Annotated in this window: 15 protein-coding genes; 9 read left to right on the forward strand and 6 right to left on the reverse strand. The window is 69.0% G+C overall.

Going from position 1 to position 16,606, the window contains the following annotated elements; translation table 11 throughout:
* The first annotated feature begins 518 nt into the window (after nucleotides 1-518).
* Complete coding sequence (locus NOCYR_RS09215) at nucleotides 519-2,270, forward strand: DEDD exonuclease domain-containing protein (RefSeq protein ID WP_014350089.1); 1,752 nt, start codon at nucleotides 519-521, stop codon at nucleotides 2,268-2,270.
* Between the two features lie 127 nt (nucleotides 2,271-2,397).
* Nucleotides 2,398-2,673 carry an Lrp/AsnC family transcriptional regulator gene (locus tag NOCYR_RS09220; protein ID WP_014350090.1) on the forward strand — a complete coding sequence of 92 codons (276 nt, stop codon included), beginning with the start codon at nucleotides 2,398-2,400 and terminating at the stop codon, nucleotides 2,671-2,673.
* 4 nt (nucleotides 2,674-2,677) lie between these two features.
* Here NOCYR_RS09220 and NOCYR_RS09225 read toward each other — a convergent pair whose 3' ends face one another.
* Together NOCYR_RS09225 and trpD are read right to left on the reverse strand one after the other, a co-directional pair.
* The gene (locus NOCYR_RS09225; protein ID WP_014350091.1) at nucleotides 2,678-2,974 is read right to left on the reverse strand and encodes a hypothetical protein; all 297 of its coding nucleotides are present in this window, start codon (nucleotides 2,972-2,974) and stop codon (nucleotides 2,678-2,680) included.
* A 218-nt stretch (nucleotides 2,975-3,192) separates the two neighbouring features.
* Nucleotides 3,193-4,254: an anthranilate phosphoribosyltransferase gene (gene trpD, locus NOCYR_RS09230; protein ID WP_014350092.1), complete on the reverse strand. Its 1,062-nt coding sequence runs from the start codon at nucleotides 4,252-4,254 to the stop codon at nucleotides 3,193-3,195.
* A 239-nt stretch (nucleotides 4,255-4,493) separates the two neighbouring features.
* Between trpD and NOCYR_RS09235 the strand changes: the two genes are divergently transcribed.
* The 4 genes from NOCYR_RS09235 (at nucleotide 4,494) to NOCYR_RS09250 (ending at nucleotide 8,937) form a co-directional block, all read left to right on the forward strand.
* Nucleotides 4,494-5,102 (forward strand): cytochrome c oxidase subunit 3, encoded by a 609-nt coding sequence (locus NOCYR_RS09235; protein WP_081505355.1) that lies wholly within the window; start codon nucleotides 4,494-4,496, stop codon nucleotides 5,100-5,102.
* 58 nt (nucleotides 5,103-5,160) lie between these two features.
* Nucleotides 5,161-6,024 (forward strand): c-type cytochrome, encoded by an 864-nt coding sequence (locus NOCYR_RS09240; RefSeq protein ID WP_081505356.1) that lies wholly within the window; start codon nucleotides 5,161-5,163, stop codon nucleotides 6,022-6,024.
* Between the two features lie 94 nt (nucleotides 6,025-6,118).
* Nucleotides 6,119-7,300: a ubiquinol-cytochrome c reductase iron-sulfur subunit gene (locus tag NOCYR_RS09245; protein WP_014350095.1), complete on the forward strand. Its 1,182-nt coding sequence runs from the start codon at nucleotides 6,119-6,121 to the stop codon at nucleotides 7,298-7,300.
* The gene (locus tag NOCYR_RS09250; protein WP_014350096.1) at nucleotides 7,297-8,937 is read left to right on the forward strand and encodes a cytochrome b; all 1,641 of its coding nucleotides are present in this window, start codon (nucleotides 7,297-7,299) and stop codon (nucleotides 8,935-8,937) included. The genes NOCYR_RS09245 and NOCYR_RS09250 overlap by 4 nt, the downstream gene beginning before the upstream one ends.
* 66 nt (nucleotides 8,938-9,003) lie before the next feature.
* Here the strand turns inward: NOCYR_RS09250 and NOCYR_RS09255 are convergent, their stop codons facing one another.
* Complete coding sequence (locus tag NOCYR_RS09255) at nucleotides 9,004-9,492, reverse strand: polyadenylate-specific 3'-exoribonuclease AS (RefSeq protein ID WP_014350097.1); 489 nt, start codon at nucleotides 9,490-9,492, stop codon at nucleotides 9,004-9,006.
* A gap of 172 nt (nucleotides 9,493-9,664) precedes the next feature.
* Here NOCYR_RS09255 and NOCYR_RS09260 point away from each other — a divergent pair, with 172 nt between their 5' ends.
* Complete coding sequence (locus NOCYR_RS09260; protein WP_014350098.1) at nucleotides 9,665-11,053, forward strand: class II 3-deoxy-7-phosphoheptulonate synthase; 1,389 nt, start codon at nucleotides 9,665-9,667, stop codon at nucleotides 11,051-11,053.
* An 81-nt stretch (nucleotides 11,054-11,134) separates the two neighbouring features.
* On the opposite strand, the gene NOCYR_RS09265 is transcribed toward NOCYR_RS09260, so the two are convergent.
* Nucleotides 11,135-11,503, reverse strand: a complete 369-nt coding sequence (locus NOCYR_RS09265) for an Rv2175c family DNA-binding protein (RefSeq protein WP_036535256.1) — start codon at nucleotides 11,501-11,503, stop codon at nucleotides 11,135-11,137.
* A 159-nt stretch (nucleotides 11,504-11,662) separates the two neighbouring features.
* On the opposite strand from NOCYR_RS09265, the gene pknB reads away from it, so the two are divergent.
* Together pknB and NOCYR_RS09275 are read left to right on the forward strand one after the other, a co-directional pair.
* A complete protein-coding gene (gene pknB / locus NOCYR_RS09270) occupies nucleotides 11,663-13,594 on the forward strand; it encodes a Stk1 family PASTA domain-containing Ser/Thr kinase (protein WP_048833209.1) in 1,932 nt (643 codons plus the stop codon).
* Nucleotides 13,595-13,690: 96 nt separating this feature from the next.
* The gene (locus NOCYR_RS09275) at nucleotides 13,691-13,891 is read left to right on the forward strand and encodes a cold-shock protein (RefSeq protein WP_014350101.1); all 201 of its coding nucleotides are present in this window, start codon (nucleotides 13,691-13,693) and stop codon (nucleotides 13,889-13,891) included.
* Between the two features lie 4 nt (nucleotides 13,892-13,895).
* On the opposite strand, the gene NOCYR_RS09280 is transcribed toward NOCYR_RS09275, so the two are convergent.
* A complete protein-coding gene (locus NOCYR_RS09280; RefSeq protein ID WP_014350102.1) occupies nucleotides 13,896-14,906 on the reverse strand; it encodes a phytoene/squalene synthase family protein in 1,011 nt (336 codons plus the stop codon).
* Nucleotides 14,893-16,584, reverse strand: a complete 1,692-nt coding sequence (locus NOCYR_RS09285) for an alpha-(1->6)-mannopyranosyltransferase A (RefSeq protein ID WP_081505357.1) — start codon at nucleotides 16,582-16,584, stop codon at nucleotides 14,893-14,895. The genes NOCYR_RS09280 and NOCYR_RS09285 overlap by 14 nt, the downstream gene beginning before the upstream one ends.
* Between the last annotated feature and the right edge of the window lie 22 nt (nucleotides 16,585-16,606).

Consider the following 16,606-nt stretch of genomic DNA (forward strand, 5'->3'; position numbering starts at 1 on the left):
CGAACCGATCACGGTGGTTTGTAAAGCCGCGAACAAGCGAAACGGCGGTGGTCAACAATTCCGCCGGAAACCCGTGCGATATGCGTCACAACAATCACGAAACGATAACGACGCGTTGTTATCCGGATGAACTCGAACCGCGAACAGGCGTTACTTGCGGTAACAGTAACTACGCCTGCTCGCCCGGCCCTCGGCATTTCTCGCAGTTCACGGGACATCTCTCGGAGTTAGCGGGGTGGTCGCGGGGTGTCGGACGGCCTGTCCGAGGTTCGGAGGAGGGGTGGACGGGCTCCGGCCCCATGGCGTGAATCCGACACGCCCGGCGATTGATACCCGTCGACTTTCTCTGTGAGCTACGCCGCTTTCAGGCATCGAAGATCATTTCGGGGGTACCGAAACGAAAAGCTCGTCTGTGTAATTCGGGCATTTTCGCGCTGTCCGCACCTGCGCGCACCGGGGGGATCACCAGCTCATCGCCGCGGCCGAACCTGTCGGACCCCGGTCGTACGCTGCACGCCGTGTCCGACTCCGTCCCGCGCCGCCGCGCCGCCGCGCAACTGGCCTTCGACGAGCTCGACACCCCGCTCTACGACACCACCTTCGTGGTCGTCGACCTGGAAACCACCGGCACCAGCCCGGAATCGGACGCCATCACCGAGATCGGTGCGGTCAAGGTGCGCGGCGGCGAGGTGCTCGGTGAATTCGCCACCCTGGTCGACCCCGGACGCGCCATCCCGCCCGCGGTCGTGCACGTCACCGGCATCACCACTGCCATGGTCTGCGCCGCCCCGCCGATCGAAGCGGTGCTGCCCGGCTTCCTGGAGTTCGCGGCCGGCGCGGTGCTCGTCGCGCACAATGCCCGATTCGATATGGCGTTCCTGCGCGCCGCGGCTGCTCGCTGCGGCACGCCCTGGCCCGCCGCCCAGGTGGTGTGCACCGTGCGCCTCGCGCGCCGGGTGCTGGCCCGCGACGAGGCGCCGTCGGTGCGGTTGAGCGTGCTGGCCAGGGTGCTCGGCGCGAGCACCCAGCCCACTCATCGCGCTCTCGCCGATGCCCGCGCCACCGTCGACGTCCTGCACGCGCTGATGGCGCGGGTGGGCAATCAGGGCGTGCACAGCCTCACCGAGCTGATCGACTACCTGCCCGACGTCAGCTCGGGGCAGCGCGCCAAACGTGGGCTGGCCGCCGACTTGCCCGCGAGCCCCGGGGTCTATCTGTTCCGTGGACCGTCCGATGAAGTCCTCTATATAGGGACGGCGGTGAACCTGCGCCGCCGCGTGCGCAACTACTTCACCGGCTCGGAGACCCGGGGCCGGATCAAGGAGATGGTCGCGCTGGCCACCCGCGTCGATCACGTCGAATGCGCGCACGGCCTCGAGGCGGGGGTGCGCGAGTTGCGGCTGCTGGTCGCGCATGCGCCGCCGTACAACCGGCGCTCGAAGTTTCCCAAGCGCGGCTGGTGGATCACCCTCACCGAGGAGGCGTTTCCGCGCTTCGCGATCGTGCGCGCGCCGGCCGCCGAGGCGCTCGGACCCTTCGGCGCCCGAGCCGACGCCGCTGACGTCGCCGCCACCATCGCCGAGTTCAGCGGGCTGCGCACCTGCACAACTCGGTTGTCGCGCACGGCAATTCACGACTGCCCGCCCGCCGCCGTCGGTGGCTGCCCGGCCGCGGCCGATGGAATGACCCGTAATAGTAAGGAATACGCGTCCGCGCCCGCCGCCGTGCGCGCGCTGTTCGCGGGCACCGACGACACGGTCCTGCGCATGGTGCTCGAACAGATCCGAACCCGTTCCGCCGCCGAACATTTCGAGGCAGCTGCCCGGTTGCGCGACCGCGCGGTGACGGTGATCCGCGCGCTGTATCGTACCCAGCGCCTGGCCGCCGTCGCCCGCATCGCCGAACTCGTCGCCGCGCACCCCGACGGCGCGGGCGGCTGGGAATTCGCGGTGATCCGCTTCGGCCGCCTGGCGGGCGCGGGCACGGCCGCCAGGGGAGTGGCGCCGATGCCGGTGGTGGAACGGATCGTGGCCGCCGCGGAAACCGTGGTCTGCGACGGTGATCTGTCGCCGCTGCGTGGCGGGTCACCGGAGGAGGTGGGGCTGGTCGTGCGCTGGCTGGCCCGGCCCGGTGTGCGGATCGTGCGCACCAGCGAGGGCTACTGCGAACCGGCACACGGCGCGGGCGCATGGCAGGCCTGGGTCGCGACGGCCGAGGCCGCGGCAGCCGCTGAGTCCGCGGCGCAGGACTACGAACGCATGTCCGGCTGAGTCGGCTCAGCTTCGCGACTGCTGTTGCGCCCCGCTACGTCCGCAGGCAAATCCGGCACAGCCACCCAGGGACCCGGACACGCAGCAACACGGCAGCCGGCACCCGATCACCGCCTAGGCTGAGCCCATGATTACCGCCATCGTCATGATCAACGCCGCCAATGCCCGTATCCCGGAAACCGCGCAGGCGGTCGCCGATATCGAGGGCGTCAGCGAGGTCTACTCCTGTGCGGGCGATGTCGACCTCATCGCGGTGGTCCGGGTGCGCGACCACGAGCAGATCGCCGAGGTGGTGACCGGCCGCATCGATAAGACCGACGGCGTGGTGCGGACCACCACGCATATCGCGTTCAAGTCCTATTCGCGCGCCGACGTCGAGGCAGGGTTCTCGCTGGGCGAATGACGGTCTAGGGGACCTGGATCGAGGTGCCGACGACGGTGCGCACCTCGCGGGAGGTGAGGGTGGCGGTGATGTCGCCGCGGCAGCCGCGCCCGTAATACACCGTCACCGGTTCGTCGGTGTGGTTTTCCACCTTCAGGGTGCGCGCACCGCCGCTGACCTCCAGGCAGCCCACGGGATCGTGATGCACGGTGCCGTCGACGACGAGTCCGCCGCGCGCGGCGGTCGCGGGCCCGGCACTCAGCACCCCCACCGCCAGCGCGGCGAGCAGGGTGCCGGACACCACGGGCACACCGTGATTCATACCTACCTCCACGATCGACGGATTCACTGAGGGCGCGGACCATCACCGGTCCATGGCAGGACGGCACCGCCGGGATGTCTGCGCCGAGTCGTCGCACGAGGGCACAGCGATGTGCCCGGACGACCGCGCAACTCTATAGCGCCGATCGATGGTTTGCCGGTCCAGGCAAGACGGCGTTTCTCCCCGGCCCCGCGGATCGCGGGCTCGAACGGGACGGATCAGGCGTCGCCGAGGGTGTTGGTCAGCTTCGCCCAGCGATCCAGCAGCGCCGCGCCGCGCCCGCTGTCGATGGCGTCGGCGGCGCGTTCGACGGCCGCGCCCAGCTGATCGTCCAGGTCGGCGTCCGGATCGCCGGCGCCCTGGGACAGGTCGTAGGCCACGATGGCGGCCGCGGAGTTGACCAGCACCGCGTCGCGGACCGCGCCGGGCGTTCCGGCCAGCACATCGCGGGCCACACCGGCATTGACCTGCGCGTCGCCGCCGCGCAGCGCGTCCAGCTCGACCCGGGGGAAGCCGAGCCGGGCGGGGTCGATAGTGGCCTCACGCATGCGGCCGCCGGAGACCACCCAGACGTCGGTGGTGTCGGAGGTGGTGATCTCGTCGAGTCCGTCATTGCCGCGCACCACCAGCGCGGAGCTGCCGCGTGCGGCGAACACCCCGGCGATCTTGGGCAGCAGATCGGCGAACGCGCAGCCGACCAGGCCCGCGCGCGGCTGGGCCGGGTTGGTGAGCGGCCCGAGCACGTTGAACACGGTCGGGATGCCGATCTCCTTGCGTGCCGGCCCGGCGAAGCGCAGCGCGGGATGGAACAGCGGCGCGAAACAGAACCCGATGCCGACCTCGCGCACACATCGCGCCACCGACTCCGGGCCCAGCGCCAGTCGAACACCGAGCGCCTCGAGCACGTCGGCGCCGCCGCTCTTGGAGGTGGCCGCGCGATTGCCGTGCTTGATGACCGGCACACCGGCCGCGGCGACGACTATCGACGACATCGTGGAGATGTTGACCGAGCCCGACCGATCACCGCCGGTGCCGACGATATCGACCGCGTCGCCGTCGATATGGACCAGCCGAGCGTGCCCGAGCATGCCCGAGGCCAGGCCCGACAGCTCCTCGGCGGTCGGCCCCTTGATCTTGATCGCCACCCCGAACGCGGCGATCTGCGCCTGCGTCGCATTGTCGGAGAAGATCTCGTTGATCACCCATTCGGTGTCGTCCGCGGTCAGGTCGCCACCGTCGGCAAGGGTGCCGAGCACCTGGGGCCAGCTGCGCACGCTCATCAACATCTCCCATCACACTGGTACGCCCAGCAGTCTCGTAGGGCACAACCCTAATGGGCCCGGCGCGGGCGGTCGCTCGATATCTGTCCGCGGGCGCCCGCGGGGGCGGTCCGAACTTGATCTTCGCGGCCCGATTTTCCGGCGTTCCCGCAGGAAGCGGCACAACCGAATCCGACACGCACAGCCAAGTTTCATACCCGGGTACTGCTGTCGTACTACGACGAGTCATACTTACCCCCGTGACGACCGCAGTAGGCACCCCAGGATCGGCCATTACCCAGCGTGTGCATTCGCTGAACCGGCCCAACATGGTCAGTGTCGGCACCATCATCTGGCTGTCCAGCGAGCTGATGTTCTTCGCCGGCCTGTTCGCGATGTACTTCGTCGCGCGTGCGCAGTCCACCGAGTGGCCGCCGGAGCCGACCGAGCTGAACATGAAGCTCGCCGTCCCGGTCACCGCCGTGCTGATCGCGTCGTCGTTCACCTGCCAGCTGGGTGTCTTCGCCGCCGAGCGTGGTGACGTCTTCGGCCTGCGCCGCTGGTACGTGCTGACCCTCGCCATGGGCACCTTCTTCGTGCTCGGCCAGGGCTACGAGTACTACCACCTCGTGCACGAGGGCACCTCGATCTCGAGCAGCTCCTACGGCTCGGTGTTCTACATCACCACCGGGTTCCACGGTCTGCACGTCATCGGTGGTCTGATCGCGTTCGTGTTCCTGCTGGTGCGCACCAAGCTGAGCAAGTTCACCCCGGCGCAGGCCACCGCAGCGATCGTCGTCTCCTACTACTGGCACTTCGTCGACATCGTCTGGATCGGGCTGTTCGCCACGATCTACTTCGTCCGCTGACCCGGGCTCAGTGGAAGCTTTAGCACCAGTCGGTTCCGTCTACTCCAAAGGGACACAGATGAGTTCATCTCCCCCATCAGCGCCAGAGCCCGCCAGCCCCGGGCACGGCCAGGCCAGCAAGACGCGCAGGCAGCGCCGCGTCCGCCGCCGCATCGCGGGCGGGCTCGCGCTTCTGGTGGGTCTCGTCGGAGCCGGCTTTCTCGCCTCGGCCCTCACTCCCGACCCGCAGATCGCGACGGCCAACCAGGACACCTCGGCGCTGATCCGCGAGGGTCAGCAGCTGTATGAGACCTCCTGCATCACCTGTCACGGCGCGAACCTGCAGGGCGTGCAGGACCGCGGTCCCAGCCTGATCGGTGTCGGCGAGGCCGCGGTGTACTTCCAGGTCTCCTCCGGTCGTATGCCGATGACGCGCAACGAGGCCCAGGCCGAGCGCAAGCCCGTCAAGTTCGACGCCCACCAGACCGACGCCATCGGCGCCTACGTGGCGGCCAACGGCGGCGGCCCGACGGTGGTCCGCAACGCCGACGGCACCATCGCCCAGGAATCGCTGCGCGGCGACGACATCGCCCGCGGTAGCGAGCTGTTCCGGATGAACTGCGCCTCCTGCCACAACTTCACCGGTCGTGGTGGCGCGCTGTCGTCGGGTAAGTTCGCGCCGCCGCTCGAGCCCGCCTCCGAGCAGCAGATCTACGCCGCGATGCTCACCGGCCCGCAGAACATGCCGAAGTTCTCCGACCGGCAGCTGACGCCGGAGGAGAAGCGCGACATCATCGCCTACGTCAAGGACTCGATGGAGGCCAAGTCGCCCGGCGGTTACGGCCTCGGCGGCTTCGGCCCCGCGACCGAGGGCCTGGCGATCTGGGTGGTCGGCATCGTGCTGACCGTCGGCGCCGCGATGTGGATCGGATCCCGGTCATGACCGGTCAGCGCCCGGAGAAGGCAGCTTGCGTAACCGCGCAGGGCGCCCGGGCATGCCGAGAGGGAATCGCATGACAGACAAGGAGCGAGACGACATGGGGCGCCCGGATGAGGGATCCAGTGCCGAGCCGTCGAAAGAAACGGTGAAGCCCACCGGCCACGCCGCCGCGGAGCCCACCGAGGCCGAGCTGGACGCGATGTCGCGCGACGAGCTGGTCAAGCTCGGCACCGAGATGGACGGCGTCGACGTCGCCTACCGGCGTGAGCGGTTCCCGGTTCCGGGTACCCGCGCCGAGAAGCGCGCCGAGCGTCAGGTGGCGCTGTGGTTCGCCATCTCCGGTCTGGCCGCAGCCGCGCTGGTCGGGGTGTTCCTGTTCTGGCCCTGGGAGTACAAGGGCAAGGAGTCCGAGGGACACGACCTCTACTCGCTGGCCACCCCGCTCTACGGCCTCACCTTCGGTGTCTCGATCCTCGCGATCGGCATCGCGGTGGTGCTGATCCGCAAGAAGTTCATCCCGGCCGAGCTGTCCATCCAGGAGCGCCACGACGGCCGCTCCAGCGAGGTGGACCGCCGCACCCTGGTGGCGGAGTTGCAGGACGCGCTCGACACCTCCACGCTGGGTCGTCGCAAGATGATCACCCGCACCGCCGGCGCCGGCCTCGGCATCGTCGGCCTGGGTTCGGCCGCGCTGTTCGTCGGCGGCATGATCAAGAACCCGTGGGCCAAGGGCGACAAGTCGCCGCTGTGGGTGTCGGGCTGGACCCCGGACTGGGAGGGCCAGACCATCTACCTGCGCCGCGACACCGGCCGTCCGGAAGACATCGTGCTGGTGCGCCCGGAGGATCTGGACGCGGGCGGTATGGAAACCGTCTTCCCGTGGAAGGAAGTCTGGCGTGGTGACGAGCACGCGACCCTGCAGTCGCTGCGCGGTATCCGCAACGCCGTCATGCTGATCCGGCTGCGCACCGAAGACGCGCAGAAGGCGGTCAAGCGCAAGGGCCAGGAGAGCTTCAACTTCGGCGACTACTTCGCCTACTCGAAGATCTGCACCCACCTCGGTTGCCCGACCTCGCTCTACGAGCAGCAGACCAACCGGATCCTGTGCCCCTGCCACCAGTCGCAGTTCTCGGCGACCGAGTGGGGTAAGCCGGTCTTCGGTCCGGCCGCCCGCGCGCTGCCGCAGCTGCCGATCACCGTCAACTCCGAGGGCTTCCTGGTCGCCAACGGCGACTTCATCGAGCCGCTCGGCCCGGCCTTCTGGGAGCGTCGTTCATGAGTTCTCCATCAGCAATCGGCCGGAAGGTCGGTGCCCACGCCGACGCCGTGGACGAGCGGTACCGCGCCGCCGCGTTCATGCGCCGGTCGATCAACAAGGTCTTCCCGACCCACTGGTCGTTCCTGCTGGGTGAGATCGCGCTGTACGCGTTCATCATCCTGCTGCTGTCGGGTGTCTACCTGACGCTGTACTTCGACCCGTCGATGAGCCACGTCGTGTACGACGGCGCCTACCAGCCGCTGCGCGGTGTCGGTATGTCGCGGGCCTACGAGACCGCGCTGAACATCTCCTTCGAGGTGCGCGGCGGCCTGTTCGTGCGCCAGGTGCATCACTGGGCGGCGCTGCTGTTCGCGGCCTCGATCATCGTGCACTTGCTGCGCATCTTCTTCACCGGTGCGTTCCGCAAGCCGCGTGAGGCGAACTGGGTGATCGGTTCGCTGCTGCTGATCCTGGCGATGTTCGAGGGCTTCTTCGGTTACTCGCTGCCCGACGACCTGCTCTCCGGTACCGGTCTGCGGGCCGCGTTCTCCGGCATCACCATCGGTGTTCCGGTCATCGGCACCTGGTTGCACTGGCTGATGTTCGGTGGCGACTTCCCGGGCGAGATCATCATCCCGCGCCTCTACATCGCGCACGTGCTGCTGTTCCCCGGCATCATGCTGGCGCTGATCGCCGCGCACGTGGCCATCGTCTGGTACCAGAAGCACACCCAGTTCCCCGGCCCGGGCCGCACCGAGAACAACGTCGTCGGTGCCCGCATCGTGCCGGTGTTCGCCGCCGACCAGGGCGCGTTCTTCGCCTTCACCCTCGGCTTCGTCGGCATCATGGGTGGCGTCCTGCAGATCAACCCGATCTGGAACCTGGGCCCGTACAACCCGTCGCAGGTCTCGGCCGGTTCACAGCCCGACTTCTACATGATGTGGACCGACGGTATGGCGCGTCTGATGCCGCCGTGGGAGCTCTACCTGGGCCGCTACACGGTCCCGGCGGTGTTCTGGGTCGCGCTGGTGATGGGCCTGGTGTTCACCCTGCTGATCGCCTACCCGTGGATCGAGAAGCGGCTCACCAAGGACAACGCCAACCACAACCTGTTGCAGCGTCCGCGCGACGTGCCGGTGCGTACCGCGATCGGTGCCATGGCGATCACCTTCTACGTGATCCTGACCCTGGCCTGCGTCAACGACATCATCTCGTTGAAGTTCGACATCTCGCTGAACGCCACCACCTGGGTCGGCCGTATCGGCCTGCTGCTCGGACCGCCGATCGCGTACTTCCTGACCTACCGGTTCTGCATCGGCCTGCAGCGCAGTGACCGCGCGGTGCTCGAGCACGGCATCGAGACCGGTGTGATCAAGCGCCTGCCGCACGGTGAGTACATCGAGGTGCACCAGCCGCTGGGCCCGGTCGACGACCACGGCCACCCGATCCCGCTGGAGTACCAGGGCGCCCCGGTGCCCAAGAAGATGAACCAGCTGGGTTCGGCCGGCCAGCCCGGTACCGGTAGCTTCCTGCGCCCGGATCCGTGGCAGGAGAGCGAGCAGCACTTCGCCACCGAGCTGGAGGAGGAGCACAAGCAGCTCGCGGTGCTGAGGAAGGCACAGGAGAACGCCAACGGCCATGGCAAGCACAGCCACTGACCGCTGAACGCGAAGCAGGCCCCGAGTCGAATCCGACTCGGGGCCTGCTCGTGTTCGAGGCCGGGTTCAGCGGCGCCGGGCGGCCTCGATGGCCTCGTATTTGGCCAGGTTGTGGCGGGCGTCGGCGAGCGCGTCATGGGCGTCGACCGGGATCGGCGGCAGATCCGGGCGCCCGTGCGCGTCCCAATGCTGGCGCAGCTCATTGGTGTAGCGCGGCAGTGCGGGCGGCAGATCCACCATCGAACCCCACAGCTGGCACAGCACCACATGGTCGTAGGCGCCCACCCAGGCCCACAGCTCCGGCTGCACCGTCGGGCGCGGCACCAGGAACCTGTAGAGCTCGTCGCGGATCTGGCGGCGGCTGCGCCACAGCGGCGACGACGGCGACGGCAACTTGGGCAGCACGTTCTTGCGCACCCACGGCCCGGCCCGCTCGGGATCGAATTCGGTGGATACAGCGTAGTATTCGCGCCCGTCCTCGCACACCACCCCGATCGAGACGAGGTCGATCACCTTCCCGTCCTCGATGAATTCCGCGTCATAGAAGTACTTCACAAAGCCGGTCTCCTCCCGAAACTTGTCCGCCCGAGGGTACGGCCTGGTGGTATGCCCACCGAACGACGGCCCCGCCCGCAACCCGGCCACATCGCCGCGCGGGCGGCCGGTGCGCGGTGGTAGTTGGCCGCTCGGATGCTCACCGCCCGGAGCAGGTCCGTATCCTGAATGGGTGAACTGGACCGTCGACGTACCCATCGATCGTTTGCCCGAGCTGCCGCCGCTGCCCACGCAGCTGCGTGAGCGGCTCGACGACGCGCTGGCCCGTCCCGCGCTGCAACAGCCGTCCTGGGATCCCGGGCAGGCGGCGATGATGCGGACCGTGCTGGAGAGCGTCCCGCCGATCTGCGTGCCCGCCGAGGTGGAGGAGCTGCGTGAGCGGCTGGCCGAGGTGGCGCGCGGCGAGGCCTTCCTGCTCCAGGGCGGTGACTGCGCGGAGACCTTCGCCGACAACACCGAGCCGCACATCCGCGGCAATATCCGCACCCTGTTGCAGATGGCGGTGGTGCTCACCTACGGCGCGAGCCTGCCGGTGGTGAAGGTTGCGCGGATCGCGGGCCAGTACGCGAAGCCGCGCTCGTCGGATACCGACGCGCTGGGCCTGAAGTCCTACCGCGGCGACATGGTCAACTCGCTGGCCGCCGATGCCGCGCTGCGCGAGCACGACCCGTCGCGGCTGGTGCGCGCCTACGCCAATGCCAGCGCCGCGATGAACCTGGTGCGCGCGCTGACCGACGCGGGCATGGCCGATCTGCACCGGGTGCACGACTGGAACCGCGACTTCGTCGCCCAGTCGCCCGCGGGTGCCCGCTACGAGGCGCTGGCCGAGGAGATCGACCGTGGCCTGCGGTTCATGACCGCCTGCCGGGTCAACGACCCGAGCCTGCAGACCGCGCGCATCTACGCCAGTCACGAGGCGCTGGTGCTCGACTACGAGCGGGCCATGCTGCGGCTGGGGGAGAGCCCGGCGACCGGTGAGCCGGTGCTCTACGACCTGTCGGCGCACTTCCTGTGGATCGGTGAGCGCACCCGTCAGCTCGACGGCGCGCACATCGCCTTCGCCGAACTGCTGGCCAACCCGATCGGCCTCAAGATCGGCCCCACCACCACCCCCGATCAGGCGGTGGAGTACGTGGAGCGGCTGGACCCGAACAACGAGCCCGGGCGTCTGACGATTGTGTCGCGGATGGGCAACGGCAAGGTGCGCGAAGTGCTGCCGCCGATCATCGAGAAGGTGCAGGCCACCGGTCATCAGGTGATCTGGCAGTGCGACCCGATGCACGGCAACACCCACGAATCGTCCACCGGTTTCAAGACCCGCCATTTCGACCGCGTGGTCGACGAGGTGCAGGGCTTCTTCGAGGTGCACCACGCGCTGGGCACCCACCCCGGCGGCCTGCACATCGAGCTGACCGGTGAGGACGTCACCGAATGCCTCGGCGGCGCCCAGGACATCTCCGATCTGGATCTGTCCGGCCGCTACGAGACCGCCTGCGACCCGCGCCTGAACACCCAGCAGTCGCTGGAGCTGGCGTTCCTGGTCGCGGAGATGCTGCGCTGAGCTGATCCGCGGCTACCCGGACCCGAGCACCCGGCCGGCGCGTCGATCGCGCCGGCCGGATCGGTTTTCGGGGGAGTCGGCTCAGAACGGTTCGGCGGCGGCCCGGCGCAGCACCTCGCGGGCCAGCGGGCCGTGCAGGGCCTCGACCGGTTTACCCGGCAGCGAATCGTCGTCGGTGAAGATCCATTCCAGGATCTCCTCATCGGTGTATTTGGCATCACGCATGACGGTGATCAGGCCGGGCAGGAACCGGATGACGTTGCCGTCTTTGTCGAAGAAGATCTCCGGCACCCCGGCTACGCCGTCACGGCGCACGGCCAGGAGTTGATGGTCGCGCAGCATCTGATGCACCCTGGTCACCACGATGCCGAGCCGTTCTGCCACATCGGGGAGCGACAACAGGGTCACCGAGGCGGGCAGAACATCGTCACTACAGGGAAATGCGCTCACCCGGATAACGGTAGACGCTGGCGCCGACCACGTCGTGAGACACCCGGGGGCGTTCGGTCGATACCATCGTGGGGGCCGCAGGGCGCGGCTGCTCTTGTCGCGCGCAGCGAGGGGTGGAGAGGGTTTGTGAAAGCCGGAGGACATCAATTGATCGGCCACATGCTGGAAGGGCGTTACCGCATCGATGCGCCGATCGCTCGGGGTGGGATGTCCATGGTGTTCCACGGCGAGGACACCCGTCTGGATCGCCCGGTCGCGATCAAGGTGATGGATCCCAAATTCGCCGGTGATCCGCAGTTCCTGTCGCGGTTCGAGTTCGAAGCGCGCGCGGTCGCCAAGCTGAAACATCCGTCGCTGGTCGCGGTGTACGACCAGGGCGTCGACGGTGATCATCCGTTCCTGATCATGGAGTTGGTCGAGGGCGGCACGCTGCGTGAACTGCTGCGCGAGCGCGGGCCGATGCCGCCGCACGCGGTGCGCGCGGTCGCCGAGCCGGTGCTCGCGGCGATCGGGGTGGCGCATTCGGCGGGGCTGGTGCACCGCGACATCAAACCGGAGAACGTGCTGATCTCCGATTCCGGCGAGGTCAAGATCGCCGACTTCGGCCTGGTGCGGGCGGTGGCCGCGGCCAACACCACCTCCGCCAGCGTCATCCTCGGCACCGCCGCGTACCTGTCCCCGGAACAGGTCACCTCCGGCACCGCCGACGCCCGCAGCGACGTCTACTCCTTCGGCATCCTGATCTTCGAACTGCTCACCGGGCAGGTTCCGTTCACGGGCGACACCTCGCTGTCGGTGGCCTATCAGCGCATCGAGAACGATGTGCCGAGCCCCAGCCAGTTCATCGCCGGTGTGCCGCCGGAATTCGACGCGCTCATCGCCCGGGCCACCGCCCGCGAACCCGCGCACCGGTTCGCCGACGCCAATGAGATGGTCGCCGAATTGCGGGCCATCAGCGCGTCGCTGGAGCTGCCCGCCTACCGTGTGCCCGCACCGCAGGAATCGGCCGAACACCTGAGCTCGTCCTACCGGGCGGCGGGACCCGCGGCGGACCGGCCGCGCCCGCCCGAGCCGCGTCCGCATCCGGCGCCGCCGCAGCACACCAAGGTGGTGACGGCGCAGCGGCCACGCACCGAGTTCGCCGCGCCGCCGCCACCGCCGCAGCACGTGCGCCCGCATCCGGGGCCCGCGCCGGCCTTCGCCGGTGACCGCAACAATTCCCGCCGGACCGCCGCGGTCTGGATCGCCGTCGTCGCGGTGCTGACGCTACTGGTCGGCGTCGGCGGTTGGTGGCTGGGGGTGGGCCGGTTCGAGGCGGTGCCGAGCATCGCAGGCATGGACGTGGAGAAGGCCACGGCCGTGCTCACCAGCGCCGGATTCGAGACCACCACCCGGCAGAAGGCCTCCGACACCATCCCGGTGGGTGGTGTGGTGGGCAGCGATCCGTCTGCCGGTTCCCGCGTCACCAAGGGCTCCACGGTCGCGGTGCTGATCTCCAGCGGTAAGCCGCAGGTCCCCGACGTGGCGCCCGGTGCCGACATCAGCGAGGTGAACCAGCTGATCCGCGACCAGGGCCTGCAACCGGTGGATGCCGGCGAGGCGCCGAGCTCGGCACCCGAGGGCACCCTGGCCAAGGTCGATCCGGCGCCGGGCACCGTGCTGCCGATGGGCGCGCACGTGAAGGTGTATTCCAGCAAGGGTTCGCAGCCGGTGACGCTGCCCGACCTGCGCGGCAAGACCACCGCCGAGGCCCAGCAGATGCTCACCGACCTCGGCATCACCGTCAGCGAGAACCGTCCGCAGTTCGACCGCACGGTGGCCGCCGGCGACGTCGTCGGCACCGACCCGAAGGCAGGCACGACCGTCGAGGCCGGTTCCTCGGTGGTGCTGCTGGTGTCGGATGCGGTGAAGATGCCGGAGGTGCTCGGCAAGTCGGTCGCCGAAGCGCGCGACGTGCTCGAGGGCCTCGGCCTGACGGTGCAGGTCCGCCAACTGGCCCCACTGGATTCCTCGGTGGTGGTGTCGCAGACCCCTGCGATGAACGCCAACGTGCAGGCGGGCGCCACCGTCACCATCGTCGCCCTGCCTTGACCACCCGGGCCCTCCGGTGCCCTTGCCCGAAACGCGGCGCGGGCGCATTGTGATGTACCGGGTGGGAGCCGATGGTGTTCGAGGAGGAAATGGCCGATGGTGCGAGGCACCGTGCGCTGGTTCGACCGTGAGAAAGGGTTCGGGTTCATCGCCCGTCCCGGCGGCGCGGATGTGTTCGTCGAGTACTCGGTGATCCTCGGCGAGGGTTTCCGCTCGCTGGAGGCCGGACAGGAAGTCGAATTCGACGTCGAGGAGGCGCGCCGGGGGCCCGAGGCGCGCGCGGTGCGGCCGGTGTAGGGGCTTAGCGGCCGGTCAGGTACGCGCCCGCGGCGACGCGCAGCTTGCGGTGCACCGGCACCACGGCGCGCCGGTCGAAGACCGCGTAGTCACTGGCTTCGATCTGCTCGAGGATCGCGCCGTACAAGGTGGCGGCGGTGCGGATCGCCGGACGTACTCGCGGGGCGAGTAATTCGATGCCCGGTGCCGCGGTGCGGTAGAGATCGCGGTTGACGGCGATGAGATAGGCCAGCGCGCGCCGCACCCGTCGATCGGTGCGGCCGCTGCGGCGGCAATCGGCCAGCAGCTCGTCGTCCACGCCGAATGCCACGAGTTCGTCGGCGGGCAGATAGATCCGCCCGCGATCGAGGTCTTCACCGATATCGCGCAGGAAGTTGGTGAGCTGGAAGGCATTACCCAGCGCGGCGGCCGCCGGTTCGGCCTCGGCCACCGGCACCACGGTCCCGAGCACCGGCAGCAGTTGCAGGCCGATCGCGGCGGCCGAACCCCGCATGTACTCGTTCAGCTCGGCCATATCGGCGTAGCGGTTGCGGAACCGCGGCGTGCCGGGGATATCCATGCGCATGGAGTCCAGGAACGTCCAGAAGTGTTCGGCGGCAATGCCGTACCGCCGGCTGGTGTCGGTGACGGCGAGCAGGATCGCGTCGCGCTGCCGATCGGTGGGGCCGGCCGCCGGGATCGCTGCCGCGCCGGGAGTCAGTGCGGTCCGGAGCCGATCCTCGATGAGATCGAGCCGAGCGGTGAGTCCGTGTGCTGCCAGGGTGGCCGATGACGGCGGTGCTGTGCTGGCCGAACCGTCGACGATGTCGTCCACCATGCGCGCGAACGCGTACAGCGCGTGCACCGCGGGCCGCTGCGGGGCCGACAGCAGCCGCGTCGCCAGGAAGTAGGTGCGCCCGTGTTCGGCGGCGATCCGCCGGCACAGCCGATACGCCGCGGCGAGTTCGGTGGTCCCGGCAGGGCGGGACCGATCGGTGGCTGCGGTGAGCTCGAGACCGCGCTCAGCGCCGGTCATGGATGACGGGATCGGCCGGCGAGGGCACCACCGGGCCGGTGACCGCGCGGGTGCTGCGCAGCCGCAGCGGGTCGACCGTGCGCAACGACAGCGCCGCCACCACCGAGGCGAAGGTCGCCGCGGCCACATGCCAGAACTCGTAGAGCCCGATCGCGCCGCCGGGCTGGAACACCAGCATCAACCAGGTACACAACCCCACCAGCACCATGAGCGTCCTGGTGGACAGCGCGAACGCGGCGGCCAGCGCCAGCGGCCACGAGTAGTACCAGGGCAGCGCGGCGGGGGAGAGGATGACGATCGCGACGAAGGCGATCAGGATGCCCAGCACCGCCTCGCGCTCGCTGTGCCGGAACCGCCACCAGGTCCACACCAGCGTCGCCACCAGCGCGGCGGCGCACAGCGCGCGGGTCACGGCGAGCACCGGATCGAACGGCAGCGGACCGATCCAGGTCATGCCGTGCGCCATGATGGTCGGCAGCGACAGCCAGTTGATGATCTTCTTCGAACCCGACAGCGCCGTCAGCCAGCCGATACCCACACCGGCGGCGGCCGAGGCGAGCGCGAACACCGCGGCGAACACACACAGGCCGAGTCCGGCGATCTTGGCGAACAACAGCGCCGGATGCGGCAGGGCGGCTTCGGATTCCTTCGTCGCCAGTTCGGCGCGCCGATCGCGTTCGTGCAGCATCCAGATCCACACCAGGAACGGCAGCGCGACACCGGCGGTGGCCTTGATGGCGACCGCGATCGCGACCACCACGATGCCCAGCACATGCCTGCGCTCGAGCACCAGCGCGATACCGGCGCACATCAGCCCGACCATCAGCACCTCGTTGTGCACACCGCCGATGAGGTGGATCAGCACCAGCGGGTTGAGCACCGCCAGCCACAGCGCGACGGTGGGTTTACCGCCGAGGTGTTTGGTCAGGTACGGGATGGCCCACATCATCAGCGCCAGGCCGGGCAGCATGACCAGCCGCAGCGCGATGGTGCCCGCGACGACATTGTCGTCGGTGACGGTGGTGATGGCCCGGCCGATCAGCAGGAAGATCGGGCCGTACGGTGCGGTGGTGGTGGTCCAGACCGGGCTGACGTTGTCCAGCAGCACACCCGGATTGGCGACCGGACCCACCTTGTAGGGGTCGAAACCGTCGCGCAGCAGCGCGCCCTGGGCCAGGTAGGAGTAGGCGTCCTGGCTGAACATCGGCACCGCGAACAGCATCGGGGCCACCCAGATCGCGACGATGGCGCGCAATTCGTTCAGCGTGACGCCCGCGCCGGAGTAGTTGCCGCGACCGAGCGTGGCCCGGCCCAGCCGCACCCAGGCGGTGATCATCAGCAGCACGCCGATCCAGATGGTGATCGTCGACAGCGCGTAGCCGTGCCCGAAGCGCAACCAGGACAGGTGCATCGCTTCCAGTAGCGGATCGCGTTTGCGGACGGCGCCCGCGCCGAAACCGCCGAAGGTGATCATGATCGCGCCGACCAGGCCGAGCAGCGCCGCATGTCCCTCGGGACTGCGAGCGAAATCGGCGGAGGTGCGCAGCCAGGACCGCAGGGTCCGCGGGCTGCCCGCGGCCGGTGCGATGCCGGAGGTCGAAGGTCGTGTCGCGGGCTTCGAGGACACGGAGGCCGGTACCGGGGTAGTCACTGGGGCAGTCGTTTCCGGGGGTGGCATGTGGTGTCGTTCCCCCCGGGTG

Source organism: Nocardia cyriacigeorgica GUH-2 (genome assembly GCF_000284035.1).
Taxonomy (GTDB): Bacteria; Actinomycetota; Actinomycetes; order Mycobacteriales; family Mycobacteriaceae; genus Nocardia; species Nocardia cyriacigeorgica_B.

Coding starts and splice junctions, on each gene's coding strand:
- NOCYR_RS09245 (WP_014350095.1), top strand. CDS start 6,119: ATGGGGCGCCCGGATGAGGGATCCAGTGCCGAGCCGTCGAAAGAAACG.
- trpD (WP_014350092.1), bottom strand. CDS start 4,254: ATGAGCGTGCGCAGCTGGCCCCAGGTGCTCGGCACCCTTGCCGACGGT.
- NOCYR_RS09220 (WP_014350090.1), top strand. CDS start 2,398: ATGATTACCGCCATCGTCATGATCAACGCCGCCAATGCCCGTATCCCG.
- NOCYR_RS09280 (WP_014350102.1), bottom strand. CDS start 14,906: ATGACCGGCGCTGAGCGCGGTCTCGAGCTCACCGCAGCCACCGATCGG.
- pknB (WP_048833209.1), top strand. CDS start 11,663: ATGCTGGAAGGGCGTTACCGCATCGATGCGCCGATCGCTCGGGGTGGG.
- NOCYR_RS09250 (WP_014350096.1), top strand. CDS start 7,297: ATGAGTTCTCCATCAGCAATCGGCCGGAAGGTCGGTGCCCACGCCGAC.
- NOCYR_RS09275 (WP_014350101.1), top strand. CDS start 13,691: ATGGTGCGAGGCACCGTGCGCTGGTTCGACCGTGAGAAAGGGTTCGGG.
- NOCYR_RS09240 (WP_081505356.1), top strand. CDS start 5,161: ATGAGTTCATCTCCCCCATCAGCGCCAGAGCCCGCCAGCCCCGGGCAC.
- NOCYR_RS09285 (WP_081505357.1), bottom strand. CDS start 16,584: ATGCCACCCCCGGAAACGACTGCCCCAGTGACTACCCCGGTACCGGCC.
- NOCYR_RS09225 (WP_014350091.1), bottom strand. CDS start 2,974: ATGAATCACGGTGTGCCCGTGGTGTCCGGCACCCTGCTCGCCGCGCTG.